Origin of the sequence: Actinomadura craniellae, assembly GCF_003289645.1 — a bacterium.
Taxonomy (GTDB): Bacteria; Actinomycetota; Actinomycetes; order Streptosporangiales; family Streptosporangiaceae; genus Actinomadura_D; species Actinomadura_D craniellae.
Window position 1 is genome coordinate 65515 of the sequence record NZ_QLYX01000017.1, and the last position, 19761, is coordinate 85275.

General features: G+C 72.5%; 18 protein-coding genes. 9 read left to right on the forward strand and 9 right to left on the reverse strand.

The window, feature by feature from the left end; genetic code table 11:
* Positions 1-4 precede the first annotated feature (4 nt).
* The 3 genes from DPM19_RS28970 to DPM19_RS28980 all read right to left on the reverse strand — a co-directional run bounded on the left by DPM19_RS28970 (position 5) and on the right by DPM19_RS28980 (position 3437).
* On the reverse strand, positions 5-1513 hold the full coding sequence (locus DPM19_RS28970) for an amino acid permease (protein WP_111871235.1): 1509 nt from the start codon (positions 1511-1513) through the stop codon (positions 5-7).
* 73 nt (positions 1514-1586) lie between these two features.
* Positions 1587-2849, reverse strand: coding sequence for a ribonuclease D (locus DPM19_RS28975; RefSeq protein WP_111871236.1), 1263 nt, complete (start codon positions 2847-2849; stop codon positions 1587-1589).
* 24 nt (positions 2850-2873) lie between these two features.
* Positions 2874-3437, reverse strand: a complete 564-nt coding sequence (locus DPM19_RS28980) for a DUF3000 domain-containing protein (RefSeq protein ID WP_111871337.1) — start codon at positions 3435-3437, stop codon at positions 2874-2876.
* A 349-nt stretch (positions 3438-3786) separates the two neighbouring features.
* Between DPM19_RS28980 and hemE the strand changes: the two genes are divergently transcribed.
* On the forward strand, positions 3787-4794 hold the full coding sequence (gene hemE, locus DPM19_RS28985; protein ID WP_267900922.1) for a uroporphyrinogen decarboxylase: 1008 nt from the start codon (positions 3787-3789) through the stop codon (positions 4792-4794).
* Positions 4795-4797: 3 nt separating this feature from the next.
* Here hemE and DPM19_RS28990 read toward each other — a convergent pair whose 3' ends face one another.
* A complete protein-coding gene (locus tag DPM19_RS28990; protein WP_111871238.1) occupies positions 4798-5808 on the reverse strand; it encodes a DUF4349 domain-containing protein in 1011 nt (336 codons plus the stop codon).
* A gap of 131 nt (positions 5809-5939) precedes the next feature.
* Here DPM19_RS28990 and hemG point away from each other — a divergent pair, with 131 nt between their 5' ends.
* From hemG to DPM19_RS29005, 3 genes are all read left to right on the forward strand, one after another.
* A complete protein-coding gene (gene hemG / locus DPM19_RS28995; RefSeq protein WP_111871239.1) occupies positions 5940-7376 on the forward strand; it encodes a protoporphyrinogen oxidase in 1437 nt (478 codons plus the stop codon).
* Positions 7377-7445: 69 nt separating this feature from the next.
* Positions 7446-8087, forward strand: a complete 642-nt coding sequence (gene hemQ / locus DPM19_RS29000; RefSeq protein WP_111871338.1) for a hydrogen peroxide-dependent heme synthase — start codon at positions 7446-7448, stop codon at positions 8085-8087.
* A gap of 75 nt (positions 8088-8162) precedes the next feature.
* Complete coding sequence (locus DPM19_RS29005) at positions 8163-8750, forward strand: hypothetical protein (protein WP_146779037.1); 588 nt, start codon at positions 8163-8165, stop codon at positions 8748-8750.
* A gap of 28 nt (positions 8751-8778) precedes the next feature.
* Here DPM19_RS29005 and msrB read toward each other — a convergent pair whose 3' ends face one another.
* Positions 8779-9180: a peptide-methionine (R)-S-oxide reductase MsrB gene (gene msrB, locus DPM19_RS29010; RefSeq protein ID WP_111871241.1), complete on the reverse strand. Its 402-nt coding sequence runs from the start codon at positions 9178-9180 to the stop codon at positions 8779-8781.
* A 97-nt stretch (positions 9181-9277) separates the two neighbouring features.
* On the opposite strand from msrB, the gene ligD reads away from it, so the two are divergent.
* Both ligD and DPM19_RS29020 read left to right on the forward strand, forming a co-directional pair.
* Positions 9278-10330, forward strand: a complete 1053-nt coding sequence (gene ligD, locus DPM19_RS29015) for a non-homologous end-joining DNA ligase (RefSeq protein ID WP_111871242.1) — start codon at positions 9278-9280, stop codon at positions 10328-10330.
* A 102-nt stretch (positions 10331-10432) separates the two neighbouring features.
* Entirely contained in the window at positions 10433-10633 is a 201-nt protein-coding gene (locus tag DPM19_RS29020; RefSeq protein WP_111871243.1) for a DUF4236 domain-containing protein, read from the forward strand.
* 53 nt (positions 10634-10686) lie between these two features.
* Here DPM19_RS29020 and DPM19_RS29025 read toward each other — a convergent pair whose 3' ends face one another.
* Positions 10687-11274, reverse strand: coding sequence for a DUF3597 domain-containing protein (locus tag DPM19_RS29025; protein WP_146779038.1), 588 nt, complete (start codon positions 11272-11274; stop codon positions 10687-10689).
* A 181-nt stretch (positions 11275-11455) separates the two neighbouring features.
* On the opposite strand from DPM19_RS29025, the gene DPM19_RS29030 reads away from it, so the two are divergent.
* Both DPM19_RS29030 and DPM19_RS29035 read left to right on the forward strand, forming a co-directional pair.
* Positions 11456-13177, forward strand: a complete 1722-nt coding sequence (locus DPM19_RS29030; protein WP_233510871.1) for an alkaline phosphatase D family protein — start codon at positions 11456-11458, stop codon at positions 13175-13177.
* A gap of 240 nt (positions 13178-13417) precedes the next feature.
* Positions 13418-15100 (forward strand): alkaline phosphatase D family protein, encoded by a 1683-nt coding sequence (locus DPM19_RS29035; RefSeq protein WP_111871245.1) that lies wholly within the window; start codon positions 13418-13420, stop codon positions 15098-15100.
* Positions 15101-15104: 4 nt separating this feature from the next.
* Here DPM19_RS29035 and DPM19_RS29040 read toward each other — a convergent pair whose 3' ends face one another.
* Entirely contained in the window at positions 15105-16178 is a 1074-nt protein-coding gene (locus DPM19_RS29040) for an ATP-dependent DNA ligase (RefSeq protein WP_111871246.1), read from the reverse strand.
* Between the two features lie 61 nt (positions 16179-16239).
* Between DPM19_RS29040 and DPM19_RS29045 the strand changes: the two genes are divergently transcribed.
* The gene (locus tag DPM19_RS29045) at positions 16240-16938 is read left to right on the forward strand and encodes a dihydrofolate reductase family protein (RefSeq protein ID WP_111871247.1); all 699 of its coding nucleotides are present in this window, start codon (positions 16240-16242) and stop codon (positions 16936-16938) included.
* Here DPM19_RS29045 and DPM19_RS29050 read toward each other — a convergent pair.
* Together DPM19_RS29050 and glgX are read right to left on the reverse strand one after the other, a co-directional pair.
* Positions 16920-17600, reverse strand: coding sequence for a pyrimidine reductase family protein (locus DPM19_RS29050; RefSeq protein ID WP_111871248.1), 681 nt, complete (start codon positions 17598-17600; stop codon positions 16920-16922). The two genes, DPM19_RS29045 and DPM19_RS29050, sit on opposite strands and share 19 nt — an antisense overlap.
* Before the next feature lie 50 nt (positions 17601-17650).
* Positions 17651-19750 (reverse strand): glycogen debranching protein GlgX, encoded by a 2100-nt coding sequence (gene glgX / locus DPM19_RS29055; protein ID WP_111871249.1) that lies wholly within the window; start codon positions 19748-19750, stop codon positions 17651-17653.
* Positions 19751-19761 lie beyond the last annotated feature (11 nt).

Below are 19761 nucleotides of genomic sequence, written 5' to 3' on the forward strand. Positions count from 1 at the left end.
TTGATCACCGTAACTCGGGTGAATTATCACTTTGCTTCAAATCTACGGCGTGCAGCGCAAGCCGGCTGTGCCGGTACCCGTACAGCCCATAGAGCACCACCCCGACCAGCAGCCAGGCCAGGAAGCGCAGCCAGGTCTCGACCGGCAGGTTCACCATGACGAACAGGCAGCTCAGTACCGCCAGTGCGGGGACCAGGGGCACCAGCGGGGTGCGGAAGGCCCGGGGCAGGTCCGGCCGGGTGCGCCGCAGGACCACGACGCTCACCGCCACCACCACGAAGGCGAACAGCGTGCCGATGTTGACCAGCTCCGCCAGTTCGGCCAGCGGGATGAACCCGGCCAGCACCGCCACCACCGCCCCCATGATCAGGGTGACCCGGTAGGGAGTGCCGAACCGCGGGTGGACGGCCGACAGCCCCCGGGGCAGCAGCCCGTCCCGGCTCATCGCGAAGAACACCCGGGTCTGGCCCAGCAGCATGATCAGCACCACCGTGGTGAGCCCCGCGATGGCCCCGACGCTGACGATCGTGGCGAATCCGGGCCGCCCGACCCCCCGGAACGCGTCCGCCAGCGGGGCGCTCGCGCTGAGCTGCGTGTACGGCTGCATGCCCACCACGACCAGCGCCACCGCCACGTACAGGACGGTGCAGATCGCCAGCGAGCCGAGGATGCCGATCGGCAGGTCGCGCTGCGGCCGGCGGGACTCCTCGGCCGCGGTCGCCACGATGTCGAAGCCGATGTAGGCGAAGAAGACGATCGCCAGCGCGGCGAAGACCCCCAGCCAGCCGTAGTTCACCGGGGCGGCCCCGAACAGCACCTGCATCAGCGGGGCCCGCACGCCCTCGACCTCAGCGGTGGACTGCGCTGGCGGGATGAACGGCCGGTAGTTGGCGCCCTTGACGTAGAACAGGCCGGCCACGATCACCAGGAGGATGACCGCGAGCTTCACCGTCACGATGATCGCGTTGAACCGTGAGGACATTTTGACCCCGAAGATCAGCAGCGCGGTCACCACCAGCACGACGAAGACGGCCGGCAGGTTGATGACCCCGCCGTCCGACCCGGGCGAACCCCCGATCGCGGTGGGCAGCGTGAGGCCCATGCTGTCCAGCAGGGAGGCGGCGTACCCCGACCAGCCGACCGCCACCACCGCCGCGCCGAGCGCCAGTTCGAGGATGAGGTCCCAGCCGATGATCCAGGCGGGGAACTCGCCCAGCGTCGCGTAGGAGAAGGTGTAGGCCGAACCCGCCACCGGGACCGTCGAGGCGAACTCCGCGTAGCACAGGGCGGCCAGTCCGCACACGATCCCGGCCAGCACGAAGGAGATCGCCACCGCCGGCCCGGCCTTGTCCCTGGCCACCACCCCGGTGAGCACGAAGATCCCGGTACCGATGATCACGCCCACGCCGAGCACGGTCAGGTCCAGCGCGGTCAGATCTCGGCGCAGCCGGTGGTCGGGATCCTCGGTGTCCCGGATCGAGTGTTCGACCGGTTTGGTACGGAACAGCGGCACGGTGCCCTCCAGTCCGGAGGCGAAGCTCTCCGTACGCAGTGGTCACCCGTAGTGATCGATCGAAACCCGCAGCTCAGACATCGCCTTTGGTCTCCACCCGCAGCAGCGCCCTGGCCAGCGGCACCGCGACCAGCTCGACCTGCCACTCGCGGGCGCCCAGCAGGGCCAGCGTGGTCGCCACACGTTCGGCGTCGACCGGCTCCGGCGGCGACCAGGCCAGCCGCCGGATCAGGTCGGGCTGCACCAGGTTCTCGCTCGGCATGGTGTGCTCGTCGGCCAGCGCGGCCACCACGCCGCGGGCGGCGGTGAGCCGCCGCGCCGCCTCGGGGTCGCGCTCGGCCCAGCGGTGCGCGGGCGGCGGGCCGTCCCCGGGCAGGCTCGACTCGGGCAGCTCGCGCTCGGTCAGCCCACGCGCCCGGTTCACCGCGCGCAGCCACACCGACAGGTACCGGCGGGCGCCCCGGCCGCGCATCGTGGACAGCTCCTGCAGCTCGGCGGGGGACTTGGGCTGGTTCAGCGCCAGCTCGACGATGGCGGTGTCCTGGAGCACCCGGCCGGGGGACAGGTCACGCTCGACGGCGATCCGGTCGCGGGCCTCCCAGACCTCGCGCACCACGGCGAGCCCGCGCCGGTTGCGCACCCGGTGAATCCCGGACGTGCGGCGCCACGGGTCGGGCCGCGGCGGCTTGGGCGGGGTGGCGAGCACCGCGGCGAACTCCTGCGCCGCCCACTCCAGCTTGCCCGCCGCGGTCAGCTCGGCGTGCAGCGCGTCGCGCAGCTCCACCAGCAGTTCGACGTCCAGCGCGGCGTAGCGCAGCCACTCGGGGGGCAGCGGCCGGGTCGACCAGTCGGCGGCCGAATGCCCCTTCTCCAGGGTGAAGCCCAGCACCGTCTCCACCATCGAGCCGAGCCCGACCCGGGGGTGGCCGAGCAGCCGCCCCGCCAGCTCGGTGTCGAAGATGCGCCGCGGCACCAGGCCGAGCTCGGCCAGGCAGGGCAGGTCCTGGCTGGCGGCGTGCAGCACCATTTCGACGTCGTCGAGCGCGGCGGCCAGCCCGGACAGGTCGGGGCAGCCGATCGGGTCGATCAGCGCGGTGCCGGCGCCGGCCCGGCGCAACTGCACCAGGTAGGCGCGCTGTCCGTAGCGGTAGCCGGAGGCGCGCTCGGCGTCCACGGCGACGGGGCCGTCGCCCGCGGCGAAGGCCGCGATGACGCGTTCCAATCCGTCGGCGGACGCGACCACCGGCGGGACGCCCTCGCGCGGTTCGAGCAGCGGCGTGGGCCGGGGCTCCTCCTCGGCGGGGACATCACCCCGGGGTTGACTGGTCTCGGACACTCCCACGCGCCTACCGTACGCCGTTCAATCGCCTGTTCGACCCGTCAACCCCGGCAGAGCGGTCACACCGGACGGGGGGAGTCCCGCCGCCATGCACATCACCTCGCACCAGGCGGTGACGTGACCCGACAGATCCTCACCGGTGGGCGACCAGGACGCGCGCAGTTCCAGCTCGGTAGTGGACGGGTCGTCGGCCTTGTCGCCGAAACTCTCCGAGACGGCCCGGGTGATCGTGCCGGACACCTTGGCGTACCCGGCGGCCTCCAGCGCCTCCAGCAGCCAGCTCCAGGCGACCGAACCGATCAGCTCGTCGGCGGCGATCTCGGGTTCCAGGTCGGCCCGGATATAGGCGACGACCCGGAACTCGCCGGCCCAGTCGCCGCGGCCCTCCGGGTCGTACAGGATGATCAGGCGACCCATGGCGATCTCGTGGTCGTCGCGGTAGACCGACCCCGAGATCGCCGCCGAGTAGGGCGCCAGCCGCTGCGGCGCGGGCATGTCCTCGAGTTCGAGCTCGGGTCGGCCCGGGTCGCCCTCGACCGCGCTGCGCAACGTGTCCAGCGCGTGCTGGAACGGGGCAGGTGTCATGTCCCGAGCGTAGGTCGCCGGATCGGCCGGTCCGGTGGCCGCCACGCCGGGCGGGCCGTCGGAGGAGCCCGTGGAGGGGCTCGCGGGTATGCGGGGAGTACGGGTTGGCACTGCGTGATCTCGGTTCGGCTCGATGCGGGGGTGGAGCCAGAGGCGGGGTTCGCCCCGTGGTGGGAAGATCACCGTGACACGAGGTCGCCACGGAATGGGGGACTTCGCGCGGCGTGTCCGGAAGTTCCTTGTCCCCAGTGCGCAACCCGGCGGAGGGTTCGCGGCGGCCTGTGGGAGCATTCGCTACGTGGCTGACGACGTTGCGGGGACCGGCATCCCCGGTGAAGAGTCCGTGTTCCTGAACGCCTGCCGCCGGCGGCCGGTTCCCCACACCCCGGTCTGGTTCATGCGTCAGGCGGGCCGTTCACTGCCGGAGTACCTGCGGATCCGCGAGGGCGTCCCGATGCTGGAGGCGTGCGCCCGGCCCGACATGGTCGTCGAGATCACGATGCAGCCGGTGCGCCGGTACTCGGTCGACGCGGCCATTTTCTTCAGCGACATCGTGGTCCCGCTCCGGGCGGTCGGGATCGACCTCGACATCAAGCCGGGCGTGGGCCCGGTGATCGCCGACCCGATCCGCGACCTCGCCGCGATCGAGCGGCTGCGCCCGCTGACCCCCGACGACGTGCCCTTCACCACCGAGGCGATCCACGGGCTGCTCGGCGAGCTGGGCCCGATTCCGCTGATCGGTTTCGCCGGCGGGCCGTTCACGCTGGCGTCCTACCTGATCGAAGGCGGTCCCTCCAAGAACCACGACCGCACCAAGGCGATGATGTACGGCGCGCCCGAGCTGTGGGCGGCGCTGATGGAGCGGCTGACCGACATCACGATCGAGTACCTGAAGGTGCAGATCGCCGCTGGGGCGCGCGCCATCCAGCTGTTCGACTCGTGGGTGGGTGCGGTCGGCCCGCAGGACTACCGGGAGAGCGTGTTCCCCTACAGCAGCCGTATCTTCGCCGCGCTCGCCGACACCGGGGTACCGCGCATCCACTTCGGCGTCGGCACCGGCGAACTGCTCGGCCTGATGGGCGAGGTGGGCGCCGACGTGGTCGGGGTCGACTGGCGGGTGCCGCTGGACGAGGCCGTGCACCGGGTGGAGTTCGGCAAGGCGCTCCAGGGCAACCTCGACCCGGCGCTGCTGTTCGCGCCGTGGGAGGTTGTCGAGCGCCGGGCCCGCGACGTGCTGACGAAGGGCCGCACCGCCGAGGGGCACATCTTCAACCTGGGGCACGGCGTGCTCCCCTCGACCGACCCGGACATGCTCGCCCGCCTCGCGGACCTGGTCCACGAGGCGAGCGCGCGCTGACCGTCAGTTCGGCGGGGCGGGTTCGGCCGGGCCGCCGGCTGCCGGGGGAACGGAAGGCCGTGGTGTGTCGCCGGGCGTCCGGCGCCGGACCAGCCGGCGCCGCAGCCGCCAGGCGGGCAGCGCGAGCACCGCGGCCAGGACCAGGAACGGCAGCAGCCAGCCGAGTACCGTGGCCAGACCGGTGAGGAAGGCGACGAGCGCGTTCCAGCCGGAGACGAGGCCGCCGACGAAGCCGTGGCGCTCCTCTTCCTCTTTGGCGCCACCGCTGTCGGGGGCATGCAGGGCCAGCGTCACTGTGGCCAGCCGGGTGCGGTGCTGCAGCGACTTCTGCCGGGCCAGCAGCGACTCCAGCTCGGCCTGCCGCCGGGCGATCTCCTGCTCGACGTTGATCACCTCGCCGACGGTGTTCGCCCGGTCGAGCAGCTTGCGGAAGGACTTCAGCGTCGCCTCCGCCGAGCGCACCCGGCTGTCGACGTCGGCGACCTCCTCGGTGACGTCCTCGGCCTCCTGCCGCAGCGACAGCCGGGTGCCGAGCCCGCTGGAGAGCTGGCCGAGCACCGCCTGGTACCGCTCGGCCGGGATCTTGAACGTGATGTTCGCGTACGTGGGGGGCCCGCCGTCGGCGGTCGCGCCGCTGCTGCGCTCGGTCTCGACGTAGCCGCCGGCCGCGGTGACGAGCTGCTTGGCGCGGGCCGCGGCGGGCTCCACCCCGTCCTTCCCTGCGATCCGGACCCGCAGGTCCGCGGTGTAGACGACGGCGCGTCCGGTGGGGTTGTCGGGCAGGTCGGTGGTGGCCGGCCCGGCGCCTTCGGCGGGCTTGCGATTGTCGGCTCCGCCGCCGCCCAGCTGGCGGCCGCCCTCGGCGGGCGCGGGCGCGGCGGGCGCGGCGTTCCCGCCCGCGTCTTCGGCGGTGCCGCTGGAGCTCTCGGAGGAGCCGCCGGCGCAGCCGGCCAGCAGCAGGGCGAGCGGCAGCGCGAGCAGGAGGGCTGCGCGGGCGTTTCGAGCAGTACGCATGGCCGTTGGACGGTAGGCGGCTTATTGGCGTTCTGCTCATGCGGTCGCAAACCGGTCACGATGCCGCCGCGCCCCGGTTACGGCACCACCCCGGATCGCGGTACCGCCGCGGGTCTGGGATCGTGGAGGGCATGAACGGGTCGCACGTCGTGGTCATCGGCGGGGGCATCGCCGGGCTGGCCGCCGCCCGCTTCCTGGCGGACGGCGGCGCGCGGGTCACCGTGCTCGAAGGGGCGTCGCGGATCGGCGGCAAGCTCCAGGTGAGCGAGGTCGCCGGGCTCCCCGTCGACGAGGGTGCCGAGGCGATCCTGACCCGCCGTCCCGAGGGGCTCGACCTGATCCGGGACGCCGGGCTGGGCGACCAGGTGGTGGACTCCGCCGGCGAGCCGGCCGGCATCCTCAGCCACGGCGCGCTCCGCCCGCTGCCCGCGGGCCAGGTCATGGGGGTGCCGTCCGACCTGACGGCACTGGCCCGCAGCGGGGTGCTGTCGCCGGGCGGGGTGGCCCGCGCCGCGCTGGACCTCGCCCTGCCCGTCTCGGGCCGGGGCATTCCGGTGGACGCCGCGGCGGACGTCTCGGTGGCCGCCTACGTCGGTGCCCGGCTCGGCCGGGAGGTCGTCGACAGGCTCGTCGAACCGCTGCTCGGCGGCGTGTACGCGGGCCGGGTGGAGGAGCTGTCCTTCCACGCTGCGCTGGGCGGGGTGGCCGCCGCGGCCCGCTCCCACCGATCGCTGATCATGGCGGCCCGGGCGGTGCGCGCCGCGGGCCCCGCAGATCCGGGGCCGATGTTCGCCACCCTGGCCGGCGGGCTGGGCTCCCTGCCACCCGCGCTGGCCGAGACGATCACGGCCGCGGGCGGCACGGTCCGGACCGGAGCCACCGTCCGGGAGCTGCGGGCGGCCGATTCCGGCTGGCGGCTGACCGTCGGGCCCACCAGGGCCCCCGAGCACCTGGACGCCGACGCCGTGGTGGTCGCCGTGCCCGCCCGCCCGGCCGGGCGGCTGCTGGCCGACCTCGCGCCGGTCGCGTCCCGCGAGCTCGCCCGCATCGAGTACTCCAGCATGGCGCTGGTCACCCTCGCCTACCCGGTGACGGCGTTCCCCGAGCGCCCGTCCAGCACCGGCTACCTGGTGCCCTCGGTGGAGGGCCGCACGGTCAAGGCCGTGACGTTCGGCTCGGTCAAGTGGCCGCACCTCGCCGGGCGCCGGCCGGACCTGGTGGTGCTGCGCTGCTCCATCGGCCGGCTGGGCGAGGAACACCTGCTGCAACGCGACGACGACGAGCTCAAAGCGGCCGCCATCGCGGAGCTGGCCCACACCTGCGGCGTCCGGGAACTGCCGGTGGAGAGCCGGGTCACCCGGTGGGGCGGCGCGCTGCCCCAGTACACGGTGGGCCACCTGGACCGGGTGGCGCGGATCCGCGCCACCGTGGCCGGGCTGCCGGGTCTGGCGGTGGCCGGCGCCGCCTACGACGGTGTGGGCGTCCCGGCGTGCGTCGCGTCGGCCCGAGCGGCGGCGGCCAGAGTGCTCGACCACCTCGCCGATCGGCAACGATCGGCCGTGAGCTGAGATTCAGGGGAGGACACAGTGGCCGACAGGCCGAAGGCACGCGATCTCAACCAGGTGATCCGCTACACCATGTGGTCGGTCTTCCGGGTGCGCGAGGCAGGGGCGCCGACCGGGGAACGGGTGGCCGAGGAGGTTGAGGAACTGCTCGAACAGGCCGCGCGCAAGGACGTGGTCACCCGGGGCCTGTACGACGTCGCGGGGTTCCGCGCCGACGCCGACTACATGTTCTGGTGGCACGCGCCGAGCTCCGACGACCTCCAGGAGGTCTACGGCCGGTTCCGCCGGACCGCGCTGGGGCGCGCCTCGACGCCGGTGTGGTCGGCGATGGCGCTGCACCGCCCGGCCGAGTTCAACAAGAGCCACGTCCCGGCCTTCCTGGCCGAGGAGGAGGCGCGGGCCTACGTCTGCGTGTACCCGTTCGTCCGCTCCTACGACTGGTACCTGCTGCCCGACGAGGAGCGGCGGGGCATGCTGGCCGAGCACGGCAAGATGGCCCGCGGCTACCCTGACGTCCGGGCCAACACGGTCGCCTCATTCGCGCTGAACGACTACGAGTGGGTGCTGGCGTTCGAGGGCGACGAGCTGCACCGGATCGTCGACCTGATGCGGCACCTGCGCGCGTCCCGGGCGCGGCTGCACGTCCGGGAGGAGATCCCCTTCTACACCGGTGCGCGCAAGCGGGTCGCCGAGCTGGTCGCGGGGCTGCCGTAACCCGGCGGACGGCGAAGGGCGGGCAAACCTTCGTTCTCCTCAAACCCAAGGCAACGTCCCGGTAAAGTGCGCTGCGTGAGTACTCCACCACGGCACGCGCGCGGGCGGCACCACAAGCCGCCGCCGGAGTTCGTCACGAGGTGCGATCGCGCGCTGCGCGGCGCCTTGGAGGAGCGCAACCGGCGCCGGCTCGTGGTCGTCGGCGCGGGTACCGCCTCGGTCGGGCTGCTGGTGGTGACGACGTTGGTGATCCTGTCGGCCACCGCGCCGGGCGAGTCGCCCGCACCGGAGGTTCCGGCGGGTTCGGCGGCTCGACCGGCGCAGCGGGCCGCTCCGGTGCCGGCCACCGGCGGCGACGCCGCCGACCTGCCGGACGCCGTCGCCTTCCTGCGGCGCAAGGACCCGCAGGAGACGGTGGTCAAGCACGTCCGGCAGGTCAGCCGGAGCGGGGCCTTCCTGCGGGTCTACACCGACCTGAAGGAAGGCGACGAGAACTCCCGGCCGGCGATCTCGCTGTGCGAGTGGACCGCGCAGTACCTGCGTGACCTCGGTGCCGCCGAGCCGATCGTGTTCGTGCACGCGCGCGAGAACGACAACGGCCATGTGGTGCTCGCCAACAAGCAGAGCGCGGCCGACGACTGCGCCGTCGGGGACACCCGCTAGTGCAGGGCCGTCGCACGGGTTTCGGCTTTCAGCCGCCGTCCGCGGGTTCGAGGGACAGCGAGACGCTGTTGATGCAGAAGCGGTCGTCGGTGGGCGTGCCGTAGCCCTCCCCGTGGAAGACGTGGCCCAGGTGCGAGTCGCAGGCCGCGCACCGGACCTCGGTGCGGACCATGCCGAGCGAGCGGTCTTCCAGCAGCCGCACCGCGGTGCTGTCGGCGGGTGCGTAGAAGCTCGGCCAGCCGCAGTGCGAGTCGAACTTGGTCTCCGAGCGGAACAGCTCCGTGCCGCAGGCCCGGCAGCGGTAGACACCGACGGTCTTGGTGTCGGTGTACTGCCCGGTGAACGGCCGCTCGGTGCCGCCCTCGCGGAGCACGTGGTACTCCTCGGGCGTCAGCCGGGCGCGCCATTCCTCTTCGCTGGTCTTCTCCATGAATCAGACGTTACCTGGCCGGATGTCCGGCGCCGGCCGCCGTAAGAAGACCGAAAGCAAGCCGAAAAATGTCGGCCCGCCGGGTTAGCGTGCCGGTATGGCCTCACCGTTCGTCGAGATCCCGGTCGGAGACCGTCTCGTCAAGGTCTCCAACCCGGACAAGATCTACTTTCCGGAGTCCGGCGCGACCAAGCGCGACGTGGTCGACTACTACCTGTCCGTGGGCGAGGGGGTCCTGCGCGCGCTGCGCTCCCGGCCCACCACCCTGGAGCGCTGGCCCGCGGGGGTGTTCGAGGGGGCCCGGCTGTCGACCCGGGCCGACAACCGCGGCGACGCCTTCTACCAGAAGCGGGTGCCCAAGGGGGCGCCCGACTGGGTCGGCACGTCCCGGATCGAGTTTCCCAGCGGGCGGTCCGCCGACGAGGTCTGCCCGGACGAGCTGGCCGTGGTGATCTGGGCGGCCAACCTCGGCACGCTCACCTTCCACCCCTGGCCGGTCCGGGCCGCCGACGTCGACCATCCCGACGAGCTCCGCATCGACCTCGATCCCCAGCCGGGCACCGACTTCGCCGACGCGGTCCGGGTGGCGCTGGGCCCGGTCCGCGAGCTGCTGGACGAGTTGGGCATGGTCGGCTTCGTCAAGACCTCCGGCGGGCGGGGTGTCCATGTCTTCGTGCGGATCGAGCCGCGCTGGGGGTTCACCGAGGTGCGCCGTGCCGCGCTGGCGTTCGGCCGCGAGGTGGAGCGCCGGATGCCCGATCTGGTGACCACCGAGTGGTGGAAGGAGAACCGGGGCGAGAAGATCTTCATTGACTTCAACCAGAATGCCCGAGACCGGACGATCGCCTCGGCCTACAGCGTTCGCCCGCGCCCGCACGCCCCGGTCTCGGCCCCGGTGACCTGGGACGAGCTGTCCGAGGTGGTTCCTGGTGACTTCACCATCGCCACCATGCCGGCGCGCTTCGCCGAGCTGGGCGACCTGCACGCGGCCATCGACGACCGGGCGTTCTCGCTGGACGGGCTGCTGGAGCTGGCCGAGCGCGACGAGCGTGACAGGGGGCTGGGCGACATGCCCTATCCGCCGAACTATCCCAAGATGGAGGGGGAGCCGGCCCGGGTGCAGCCCAGCCGCGCCAGATCCGACAAATAGCCGTAATTCAGGTATCGGGCGTCCCTAACCAGGACATCCTCGTCGTTCGTGATCCCGGGGGAATCCCCCTCCCGACCGTTCGACGACGATGAGGAGGCGACGATGGGCTTTGGATTCCGCAAGTCGGTGAAGGTCGGTCCGTTCCGGTTGAACTTCTCCAAGTCCGGGGTCGGGCACAGCGTGGGCGGCCGCGGCGCCCGGTACACCAAGACGGCCGACGGCCGGCGGCACATGACGCTGCGCGTGCCGGGCACCGGCCTGTCCTGGCGGCGGCCGCTCAGCCGCCGCGACCGCCGGCGCTGACGCGGCTCCGGCGGCCCTGACCGGTGCGGGCGCGGGTGGCCGCGCCCGCCCGCTCAGTCGGCGACGTACTGCACCTTGACGACCCGGAAGCCGGTGGCGGCGCTGAAGTTGACGTAGTAGTTCTGGCCGCCGCCCTCGTAGTAGAAGAAGCAGTGGTAGGCGTACGCCCCGCTGGGCGTGCGCTCACAGTTGCGCTGGGCGGGCAGCGGATAGGACGCCGGGTACCCGAACACGTAGTGCACCGAGGCGGCGTTGGCCGCGCGCAGCGCGTCCGTCCGGTCGTTCTGGGAGCGCGCCCGGGCGAGGTGCTCGATGGCGGCGAGCGGGCCGGTGAAACGGATCGCGCCGGGGCTCGGCGGGCTCGCCCCCGGGGCCGGCGGGGCCGGCGGGGCCGAAGGTGGCGCGGAGGCCGGCGGCGAGGCCGGGTCCCCGCCGGGCCCGTCGGCCGGCGGTGAGGCGGGGGCGCTCGGACCGCCCGGCGGGTCGTCAGGCGCCGCGGCGCCGGGCCCGTCGGTGGCGGGCTCGGCCGAGGCCACAGGGGCGGCCGGAGTCGGCTTACCCCCGAAGTCACATCCCGTGATCGTCATGTTACAAATAGTGATGGTGGCGGCGATGGCGACGAGGGGGCGAAGCTGCGACATGGGAGGCTATGCCTTTCTCAGGGCCGGTCACGGCTGTGCCGGGCGGTATGTCAGATGAGATGTCGGGGAATCCGCCCGGGTTCGCGAGGAGCCCGTCCGGACGTGCCACGGCGGGCCGGAGTCACCCTTCCGGAAGAGCGGCGTCGCCGGGCCTGCCGCGGTGTCTCCCGGAAGGCCGGTCGTGCTGCCGCCTGAGGGTTCCTCGTCGCTGGACCGGCGCTCCCTGCTCGTCGGCGGCCTCATCGTCGGTACCGTCGCCGCGCTGCCCGGCACCGCCTTCGCCGCCGGGCCCGGGCCGGGCCGGGCGCTGCGCACCGATCCCTTCACCCTGGGCGTCGCCTCCGGCGATCCGCACCATGACGGCTTCGTGCTGTGGACCCGGCTGGCCGTCGAACCGCTCGCCGGAGACGGTCTCGGCGGCATGCCGGACCGGCCCTATCCGGTGCGCTGGGAGGTCGCCACCGACCCCGGGTTCCGCACCGTCGTGCGGCGGGGCACGGCCTCGGCCCGGCCCGCGGCGGCGCACAGCGTGCACGTGGAGCTGAGCGGCCTCAAGCCCGGCCGCGAGTACTGGTACCGCTTCAAGGTGGAGCGGTACGTGTCACCGGTCGGCCGCACCCGGACCGCCCCCGACCCGGCGACCTACGGGCCGGCGCTGGCAATGGCCTTCGTCTCGTGCTCGGACTACGAGCACGGCTACTTCACCTCCTACCGGCGGCTGGCCGAGGAGCGGCCCGACCTGATCCTGCACCTGGGCGACTACCAGTACGAGTACCGGCGGAACACCTACACCATCCCTGGCGGCAACGTCCGCAACCATGTGGGCCCGGAGACCGAGACACTGCCCGAGTACCGGCAGCGGTACGCCCAGTACAAGACCGATCCCGACCTCCAGGCCGCGCACGCCGCCGCGCCGTGGCTGGCGGTCTGGGACGACCACGAGGTGGACAACAACTGGGCCGACGGGTTCTACGAGAACCCGCAGATCCCGCAGCCGCACTTCCGGGAGCGCCTGGCCGCCGCGTTCCAGGCGTACTACGAGAACATGCCGCTGCGCCGCACCGCGGTGCCCCACGGCGCCGAGATGCGGCTCTACCGCCGGGTCCGGTGGGGGCGGATGGTCGATTTCCACATGCTCGACACCCGCCAGTACCGCAATGTCCAGGCCTGCGGCGACGGCTACCGCGACTGCCCGGAGGCCACCGCCCCCTGGCGGACGATCACGGGGGACGCGCAGGAGCGATGGCTGCTGAAAGGCTTCCGTGCCTCCCGGGCGCGCTGGAACGTCCTCGGCCAGCAGGTGTTCTTCGCCCAGCGTGACAGGAACGCCGGCCCGCTCAAGGTCACCAGCATGGACGCCTGGGACGGCTACGTCGCCTCCCGCGACCGGATCACCAAGGGCTGGGTGACGGCGGGGGTGCGCAACGCGGTCGTGCTCACCGGTGACGTCCACGCCCACTGGGCCAGCGACCTCAAGCTGAACTACGACGACCCGGCGTCCGCGACGGTCGGTTCGGAGCTCGTCGCCACCTCGATCACCAGCGGTGGGAACGGGTACGACTCCGATCCCGCCGACAATCCCTTCCTGGCCATCAACCCGCATCTGCGCTTCTTCAACAACCAGCGCGGCTACGTGCTGACGAAGATCGACAAGTCGGAGATGAAGGCCGATTTCAAGGTCGTGCCGCAGGTCACCGTCCCCGGTGCCGCGGTGCACACCAAGGCGACGTTCGTGATCGAGGACCGGGTGCCCGGGCTGAACCAGACCTACCTGCGCCCGGTCGGACGCTCGAACGCCCGGCTGCGCGGCGACCACGAGGCAGGGAGCACCGTGCGGCGCGAGTGCGACCGCCCCGATCCGGCGTCGCGGCACGGAGCGGCCGGGACCTTCCCGAGGTCGTAGCCCGCGGGCGCTTCCGGGTGCCGGTGACCGCGGCGCGGGATGCAGCGCCTGCTCAGGGGCGGTAGGGGCCCCGCCGAGCCCTTGCGCGGGCGGAATGCCGAAGGACCTCCCGCCCGGCGGGCGGCCTGAGCGGACGTGCCGTGTTGGGGTGCAGGTCATCTTTCCGGAATGAGGGCGTTACCGGGCGTGCCGAAGCTGTCAGGCGGCTGATGTCCGATACCTCCCGGAAGGTCATCCCTTATGCCGCTTGACGGCCCCTCGCTGCTGAACCGCCGTTCCCTGCTCGTCGGCGGTCTCGCCGCCGGCACCGTCGCCGCGCTGCCCGCCGCCGCCTCCGCCGCCACGCGCGGCCATGGCCGGGCGCTGCCCACCACCCCCTTCACCCTGGGCGTCGCCTCCGGCGACCCCGACCACGACGGCTTCGTGCTGTGGACCCGGCTGGCCGTCGAACCGCTCGCCGAGAGCGGCCTCGGCGGCATGCCCGACCGGACCTACCCGGTGCAATGGGAAGTCGCGGCCGACCCCAGGTTCCGTTTCGTCGTGCGCCGCGGTACGGCCTCGGCCCGGCCCGCGGCGGCGCACAGCGTGCACGTGGAGCTGAACGGGCTGCGGCCCGGCCGCGAGTACTGGTACCGCTTCAAGGTGGAGCGGTACGTGTCACCGGTCGGCCGCACCCAGACGGCCCCGCACCCGGCGACCTACGGCGCCGCGCTGTCGATGGCCTTCGTCTCCTGCTCCCAGTTCGAGCACGGCTACTTCACCTCCTACCGGCGGCTGGCCGAGGAGCAGCCCGACCTGATCCTGCACCTGGGCGACTACCAGTACGAGTACCGGGCCGACACCTACACCATCCCCGGCGGCAACATCCGCGACCACCACGGGCCCGAGACCGAGACGCTGGCCGGGTACCGGCAGCGGCACGCCCAGTACAAGAACGACGTCGACCTGCAGGCCGCGCACGCCGCCGCGCCCTGGCTGGTGGTCTGGGACGACCACGAGGTGGACAACAACTGGGCCGACGAGGTGTACGAGAACCCGCAGACCCCGCAGCCGAACTTCCTCGCCCGCCGCGCCGCCGCGTTCCAGGCGTACTACGAGAACATGCCGCTGCGCCGCACCTCGGTGCCCCGCGGGATCGACATGCAGCTCTACCGCAGGGTCCGGTGGGGGCGGATGGCCGACTTCCACATGCTCGACACCCGCCAGTACCGCGACGACCAGGGTTGCGGCGACGGCTACCGCGACTGCCCGGAGGCCACCGACCCCCAGCGGTCCATCACCGGGGCCGCGCAGGAGAAGTGGCTGATCGACGGGTTCCGCAGGTCCGGGGCCCGCTGGAACATCCTCGGCCAGCAGGTGTTCTTCGCCCAGCGCGACAACAACGCCGGCCCGCTCAAGGTCACCAGCATGGACGCCTGGGACGGCTACGTCGCCTCCCGCGACCGGATCACCAAGGGCTGGCTGGACGCCGGGGTGCGCAACGCGGTCGTGCTCACCGGTGACGTCCACGCCCACTGGGCCAGCGACCTCAAGCTGAACTACGACGACCCGACCTCCAAGACGGTCGGTTCGGAGCTCGTCGCCACCTCGATCAGCACCGGCGGGAACGGCAGCGACTCCAACCCGGCCGACCACAGCTTCCTGAAGATCAACCCGCATCTGCGCTTCTACAACAACCAGCGCGGCTACGTGCTGACGAAGATCGACAAGTCGGAGATGAAGGCCGACTTCAAGGTCGTGCCGCAGGTCACCGTCCCCGGTGCCGCGGTGCACACCAAGGCGACGTTCGTGATCGAGGACCGGGTGCCCGGGCTGAACCAGACCTACCTGCGCCCGGTCGAGCCCGCGGCCGCTGCCCGGCGGTCGGGTGACGGAACCGACGACATCGCCGACATCGTCCGGAACGAGACCGAGCGTCCCTGACGGCTCAGGACGGGCCGGCGAACACCTCGTCGAGGTCGTAGGCTACGGGCACCTCCAGCTGCCCGTAGCCGCACGACCCGGGGGTGCGGTCGGTGCGCCAGCGGCGGAACCGCGCGGTGTGCCGGAACCGGCGCCCCTCCATCGCGTCGTAGGCCACCTCGCAGACGAGCTCGGGACGCAGCGGCACCCACGCCAGGTTCTTCCCGCCGCTCCACCGCGACACCGCGCCCGGCATCCGGTCGGCCGCCGCCGACCCGTCCTGCTGCGCCCAGCCCTCCCACGGATGGCCGGCCAGATCGTCGGTGCGGTACGGCGCCAGCTCGTCCAGCAGCTCGGCCCGGCGCTTCATCGTGAACGACGCCGCCACCCCGACGTGCTGGAGCGCGCCGCCGTCGTCGTACAGACCGAGCAGCAGCGACCCCACGATCGGGCCCGACTTGTGCCAGCGGAACCCGGCCACCACGCAGTCGGCGGTGCGCTCGTGCTTGACCTTGAACATCACCCGCTTGTCGGGCTGGTAGGGCAGCGCGCGGGGTTTGGCGATCACACCGTCCAGGCCGGCGCCCTCGAACTCGTCGAACCAGCGCAGCGCGGTGGCGTGCGCGTCGGTGGCGATCGTGACGTGGATCGGCGGCCGGACCCCGGCCAGCTCGGCCACCAGCCGCGCCCGCCGCTCCCCGAACGGCAGCCCGAGCAGCGACTCGTCGCCGACCGCCAGCAGGTCGAAGCCGATGAACGAGGCGGGTGTCCGCTCGGCCAGCAGCGTGATCCGGGAGGCCGCCGGATGGATGCGCTGCTGCAGCGCCTCGAAGTCCAGGACCTGGCCCTGGCGTAGCACGATCTCACCGTCGATCACGCAGCGTTCCGGCAGCTCGCGGCGGACCGCGTCGACCAGTTCGGGGAAGTAGCGGGTGAGCGGCCGCTCGCCCCGGCTGGACAGCTCGACCTCGTCGCCGTCGCGGAACACCACGCAGCGGAAGCCGTCCCACTTGGGTTCGTACAGCATGTCGCCGTCGGGCAGCGTCTTGACCGCCTTGGCCAGCATCGGTGCCAGCGGCCGACTGATCGGGAGGTCCACGGCCCCATCCTGCACCCTCCCGGCGACATTTCCCCGCGCCCGGCCCGGCTAGCCTGCCCGCATGCGCCGACTGCTGCCCGAGCCCGCCGCCGACATCGACCCCTACGCGGCGTACGGCGACGTGACCGGCCCCTGGCTGCGGGTCGGCATGGTGATGAGCGCCGACGGCTCGGCCACCGACGCCGAGGGCTGGACGGACGGGCTCGGCGGCGCGGCCGACTTCCGGGTGTTCCGCACGCTGCGCGCGCTGGCCGACGCCATCCTGGTCGGCGCGGAGACCGTCCGCACCGGCCGGCTCGGCCCGGCCCGGCTGCGGCCGGACCTGCGCGTCCGGCGAGGCCGCCCGCCCGCCCCGATCGTGGTGGTGAGCCGCTCGCTGGACCTCGACTGGTCCCTGCCGCTGTTCACCGCGGCCGAGACGCCCACCCTGGTGGTCACCTCGGCGGCGGGTGCCGCCCGGGCACCGGCCGGAATCCCGCTGGTCGTCGCGGGGGAGGACGCGATCGACTTCGGCGCTGCGGTGCGCGCGCTGCGCGACCGCGGCCTCGCCCACCTGCTGTGCGAGGGCGGTCCGGCGCTGACCGCCTCGCTGCTGGCGGCGGGGCTGGTCGACGAGCTGTGCCTGAACCTGGCGCCCACCCTGGTCGGCGATCCGGGCGGCCCCCGGCTGCTCGGCGCGGCGTCCCCGGCCGAACTCGAGCTGACGGCCCTGTACACCGACGAGCAGGTGCTGTTCCTGCGCTACCGGCCGCGGACGTAACGCAGGAACAGGAAGTCGTCGTCGACCATGGCCTGGGAGAGCCGCATCCGGTCCGGCGCGGGCAGCGGGGGGCCGGTCAGGATCCGGGACGGGTCACCGCCGACCAGGGCGGGGCTGAGCGTCAGGCACAGCTCGTCCAGCGCGCCGTCCAGCACGGCCCGGCCGAGGACGGAGGGGCCGCCCTCGCACAGCAGCCGGGTGTGCCCCCGGGCGGCCAGCTCCGCCCGGACGACGCCGAAGTCGACGCCGTCCCGGCCCGCGACGATCACCTCGGCCCGCTCGGCCGCGGCGCGCAGCCGGTCGGCCGGGGCCGTCTCGGCGGTCAGCACGATGGCCGGTCCCGCGGTGAAGATCGGGGCGTCGAAGTCCAGGTCGAGCCGGCGCGACACGATCGCCAGCGGGGTGGGGACGCCGTCCGGGCCGGGCTTGACCGGCCCGTACCCCTCCACCCGGACCGTCTCGGCTCCCACGATCACCACGTCGGCCAGTTCGCGCAGCAGCGCGAACAGCCGCTGGTCGGCGGGGGAGCCCAGCGCTTCGGTGCGCGTCTCGTACCAGGCGGCGCCGTCCAGGCTGGAGATCATGTTGGCTCGGAGCCAGGGCCGGTCGGGATAGGCGTACGCCGCGCGGAGTTCGGTCGGGTCGGTCGGCAGGCTGCGCATGCCCTGACGCTAGCAACCTGGGTGATATGCCGGACTTGCCCCCAGGCGGTTCAGCCGAGCCGCTGGAGCACCACCATCGAGCGGTTCGCCACCCGCACCCGGTCGCGGGCCTTGACCATGCGGTCGCCCGGATCACCGGGCACGGCGGTGTCGAGCACGTAGATCCAGCGCTCGCCGAACTCCGCGTCCGGCAGGGTGAACAGCACGTACTCGGAATGGGCGTTGATCAGCAGCAGGAACGAGTCGTCGCGCACCGGCCGGCCCCGCGGGTCGGGCTCGGTGATGGCCTCGCCGTTCAGGAAGGCCCCCACCGACTTGGCGAAGTGGGCGTGCCAGTCGCCGTCGGTCATCTCCGTGCCGTGCGGGGTCAGCCAGGTCAGGTCCTGCGGCCCGGCGGCGCCGTTGGCGCGGCCCTGGAAGAACCGGCGCCGGCGGAACACCGGGTGCTGGGCGCGCAGCCGCGACAGCCTGCGCACGAACTCCAGGTCGTCGTGGGGCCCGGACCAGTCGACCCAGGCCAGCTCGCTGTCCTGGCAGTAGACGTTGTTGTTGCCGTGCTGGGTGCGGCCCAGTTCGTCGCCGTGCGAGAGCATCGGCACGCCCTGCGACAGGAACAGCGTGGCCAGGAAGTTGCGCTTCTGCCGGGCGCGCAGCGCCTGGACGCCCGGATCGCCGGTCGGCCCCTCGACGCCGCAGTTCCAGGAGCGGTTGTCGTCGGTGCCGTCGCGGTTGTGCTCGCCGTTGGCCTCGTTGTGCTTGGTGTTGTAGGACACCAGGTCGCCCAGCGTGAACCCGTCATGGCAGGTCACGAAGTTGATCGACGCCACCGGGCGGCGGCTGCTGTGCTCGTACAGGTCGCTGGAGCCGGTCAGCCGGGAGGCGAACTCCGGCATCGTGGCCGGCCGGCCCCGCCAGAAGTCCCGCACGGTGTCGCGGTACTTGCCGTTCCACTCGGTCCACAACGGCGGGAAGTTCCCCACCTGGTACCCGCCCTCACCCACATCCCACGGCTCGGCGATCAGCTTCACCTGCGAGACCACCGGATCCTGCTGCACCAGATCGAAGAACGCCGCCAACCGGTCGACGTCGTGCAACTCGCGGGCCAGCGCCGACGCCAGGTCGAACCGGAACCCGTCGACATGCATGTCCAGCACCCAGTACCGCAGCGAGTCCATGATCAGCTGGAGTGCGTGCGGGTGCCGGACGTTCAGCGAGTTGCCGCAGCCGGTGTAGTCGAGGTGGTAGCGCCGGTCGTCGTCGCGCAGCCGGTAGTACGCCGCGTTGTCGATGCCGCGGAACGACAGCGTCGGCCCCAGATGGTCGCCCTCGGCGGTGTGGTTGTAGACCACGTCGAGGATCACCTCGATGCCGGCCGCGTGCAGGGCGCGCACCATGGCCTTGAACTCCAGCACCTGCCCGCCCGCCTGGCCCGAGGAGCTGTAGGCGTTGTGCGGGGCGAGGAAGCCGATGGTGTTGTAACCCCAGTAGTTGGTCAGCCCGCGTGCCACCAGCGCGTGCTCGGGCACGTGCTGGTGGACGGGCATCAGCTCCACCGCGGTCACGCCCAGCCCGGTGAGGTAGTCGACCATCGCCGGGTGGCCCAGGCCGGCGTAGGTGCCGCGCAGCTCCTCGGGGATGTCGGGGTGCTGGATCGTCAGGCCCTTGACGTGCGCCTCGTAGATCACCGTCTCGTGGTACGGGGTGCGCGGCGGGCGGTCGTCGGCCCAGTCGAAGAACGGGTTGATCACCACGTTCTTCGGCATGTAGGCGGCGCTGTCCTCGGTGTTCAGCACGTCGGGGTCGGCGAAATGGTAGGAGAACAGCGACTCGTGCCAGTCGATCTCACCCTCGACCGCCTTGCCGTAGGGGTCGAGCAGCAGCTTGGCCGGGTTGCACCGGTTACCCTGCGCCGGGTCGTAGGGGCCGTGCACCCGGTACCCGTAGCGCTGGCCGGGGCCGACGCCGGGGACGTAGCCGTGCCAGACGAACCCGTCGGTCTCGGGCAGCGCGATCCGCGTCTCACGGCCCGCCGCGTCGAACAGGCACAGCTCGACGCGCTGCGCGACCTCCGAGAACAGCGCGAAATTGGTGCCGGTACCGTCCCAGGTGGCGCCCAGGGGGTACGGCTCGCCGGGCCAGACCTCCGGCATCGTCTCGACTC

Bases quoted from the DNA above. Each gene is read 5' to 3' on its own strand.
- DPM19_RS28980 (WP_111871337.1), bottom strand. From the start codon at position 3,437: ATGACACCTGCCCCGTTCCAGCACGCGCTGGACACGTTGCGCAGCGCG.
- DPM19_RS28990 (WP_111871238.1), bottom strand. From the start codon at position 5,808: ATGCGTACTGCTCGAAACGCCCGCGCAGCCCTCCTGCTCGCGCTGCCG.
- hemG (WP_111871239.1), top strand. From the start codon at position 5,940: ATGAACGGGTCGCACGTCGTGGTCATCGGCGGGGGCATCGCCGGGCTG.
- hemQ (WP_111871338.1), top strand. From the start codon at position 7,446: ATGTGGTCGGTCTTCCGGGTGCGCGAGGCAGGGGCGCCGACCGGGGAA.
- msrB (WP_111871241.1), bottom strand. From the start codon at position 9,180: ATGGAGAAGACCAGCGAAGAGGAATGGCGCGCCCGGCTGACGCCCGAG.
- ligD (WP_111871242.1), top strand. From the start codon at position 9,278: ATGGCCTCACCGTTCGTCGAGATCCCGGTCGGAGACCGTCTCGTCAAG.
- DPM19_RS29020 (WP_111871243.1), top strand. From the start codon at position 10,433: ATGGGCTTTGGATTCCGCAAGTCGGTGAAGGTCGGTCCGTTCCGGTTG.
- DPM19_RS29025 (WP_146779038.1), bottom strand. From the start codon at position 11,274: ATGTCGCAGCTTCGCCCCCTCGTCGCCATCGCCGCCACCATCACTATT.
- DPM19_RS29035 (WP_111871245.1), top strand. From the start codon at position 13,418: ATGCCGCTTGACGGCCCCTCGCTGCTGAACCGCCGTTCCCTGCTCGTC.
- DPM19_RS29045 (WP_111871247.1), top strand. From the start codon at position 16,240: ATGCGCCGACTGCTGCCCGAGCCCGCCGCCGACATCGACCCCTACGCG.
- DPM19_RS29050 (WP_111871248.1), bottom strand. From the start codon at position 17,600: ATGCGCAGCCTGCCGACCGACCCGACCGAACTCCGCGCGGCGTACGCC.
- glgX (WP_111871249.1), bottom strand. From the start codon at position 19,750: ATGCCGGAGGTCTGGCCCGGCGAGCCGTACCCCCTGGGCGCCACCTGG.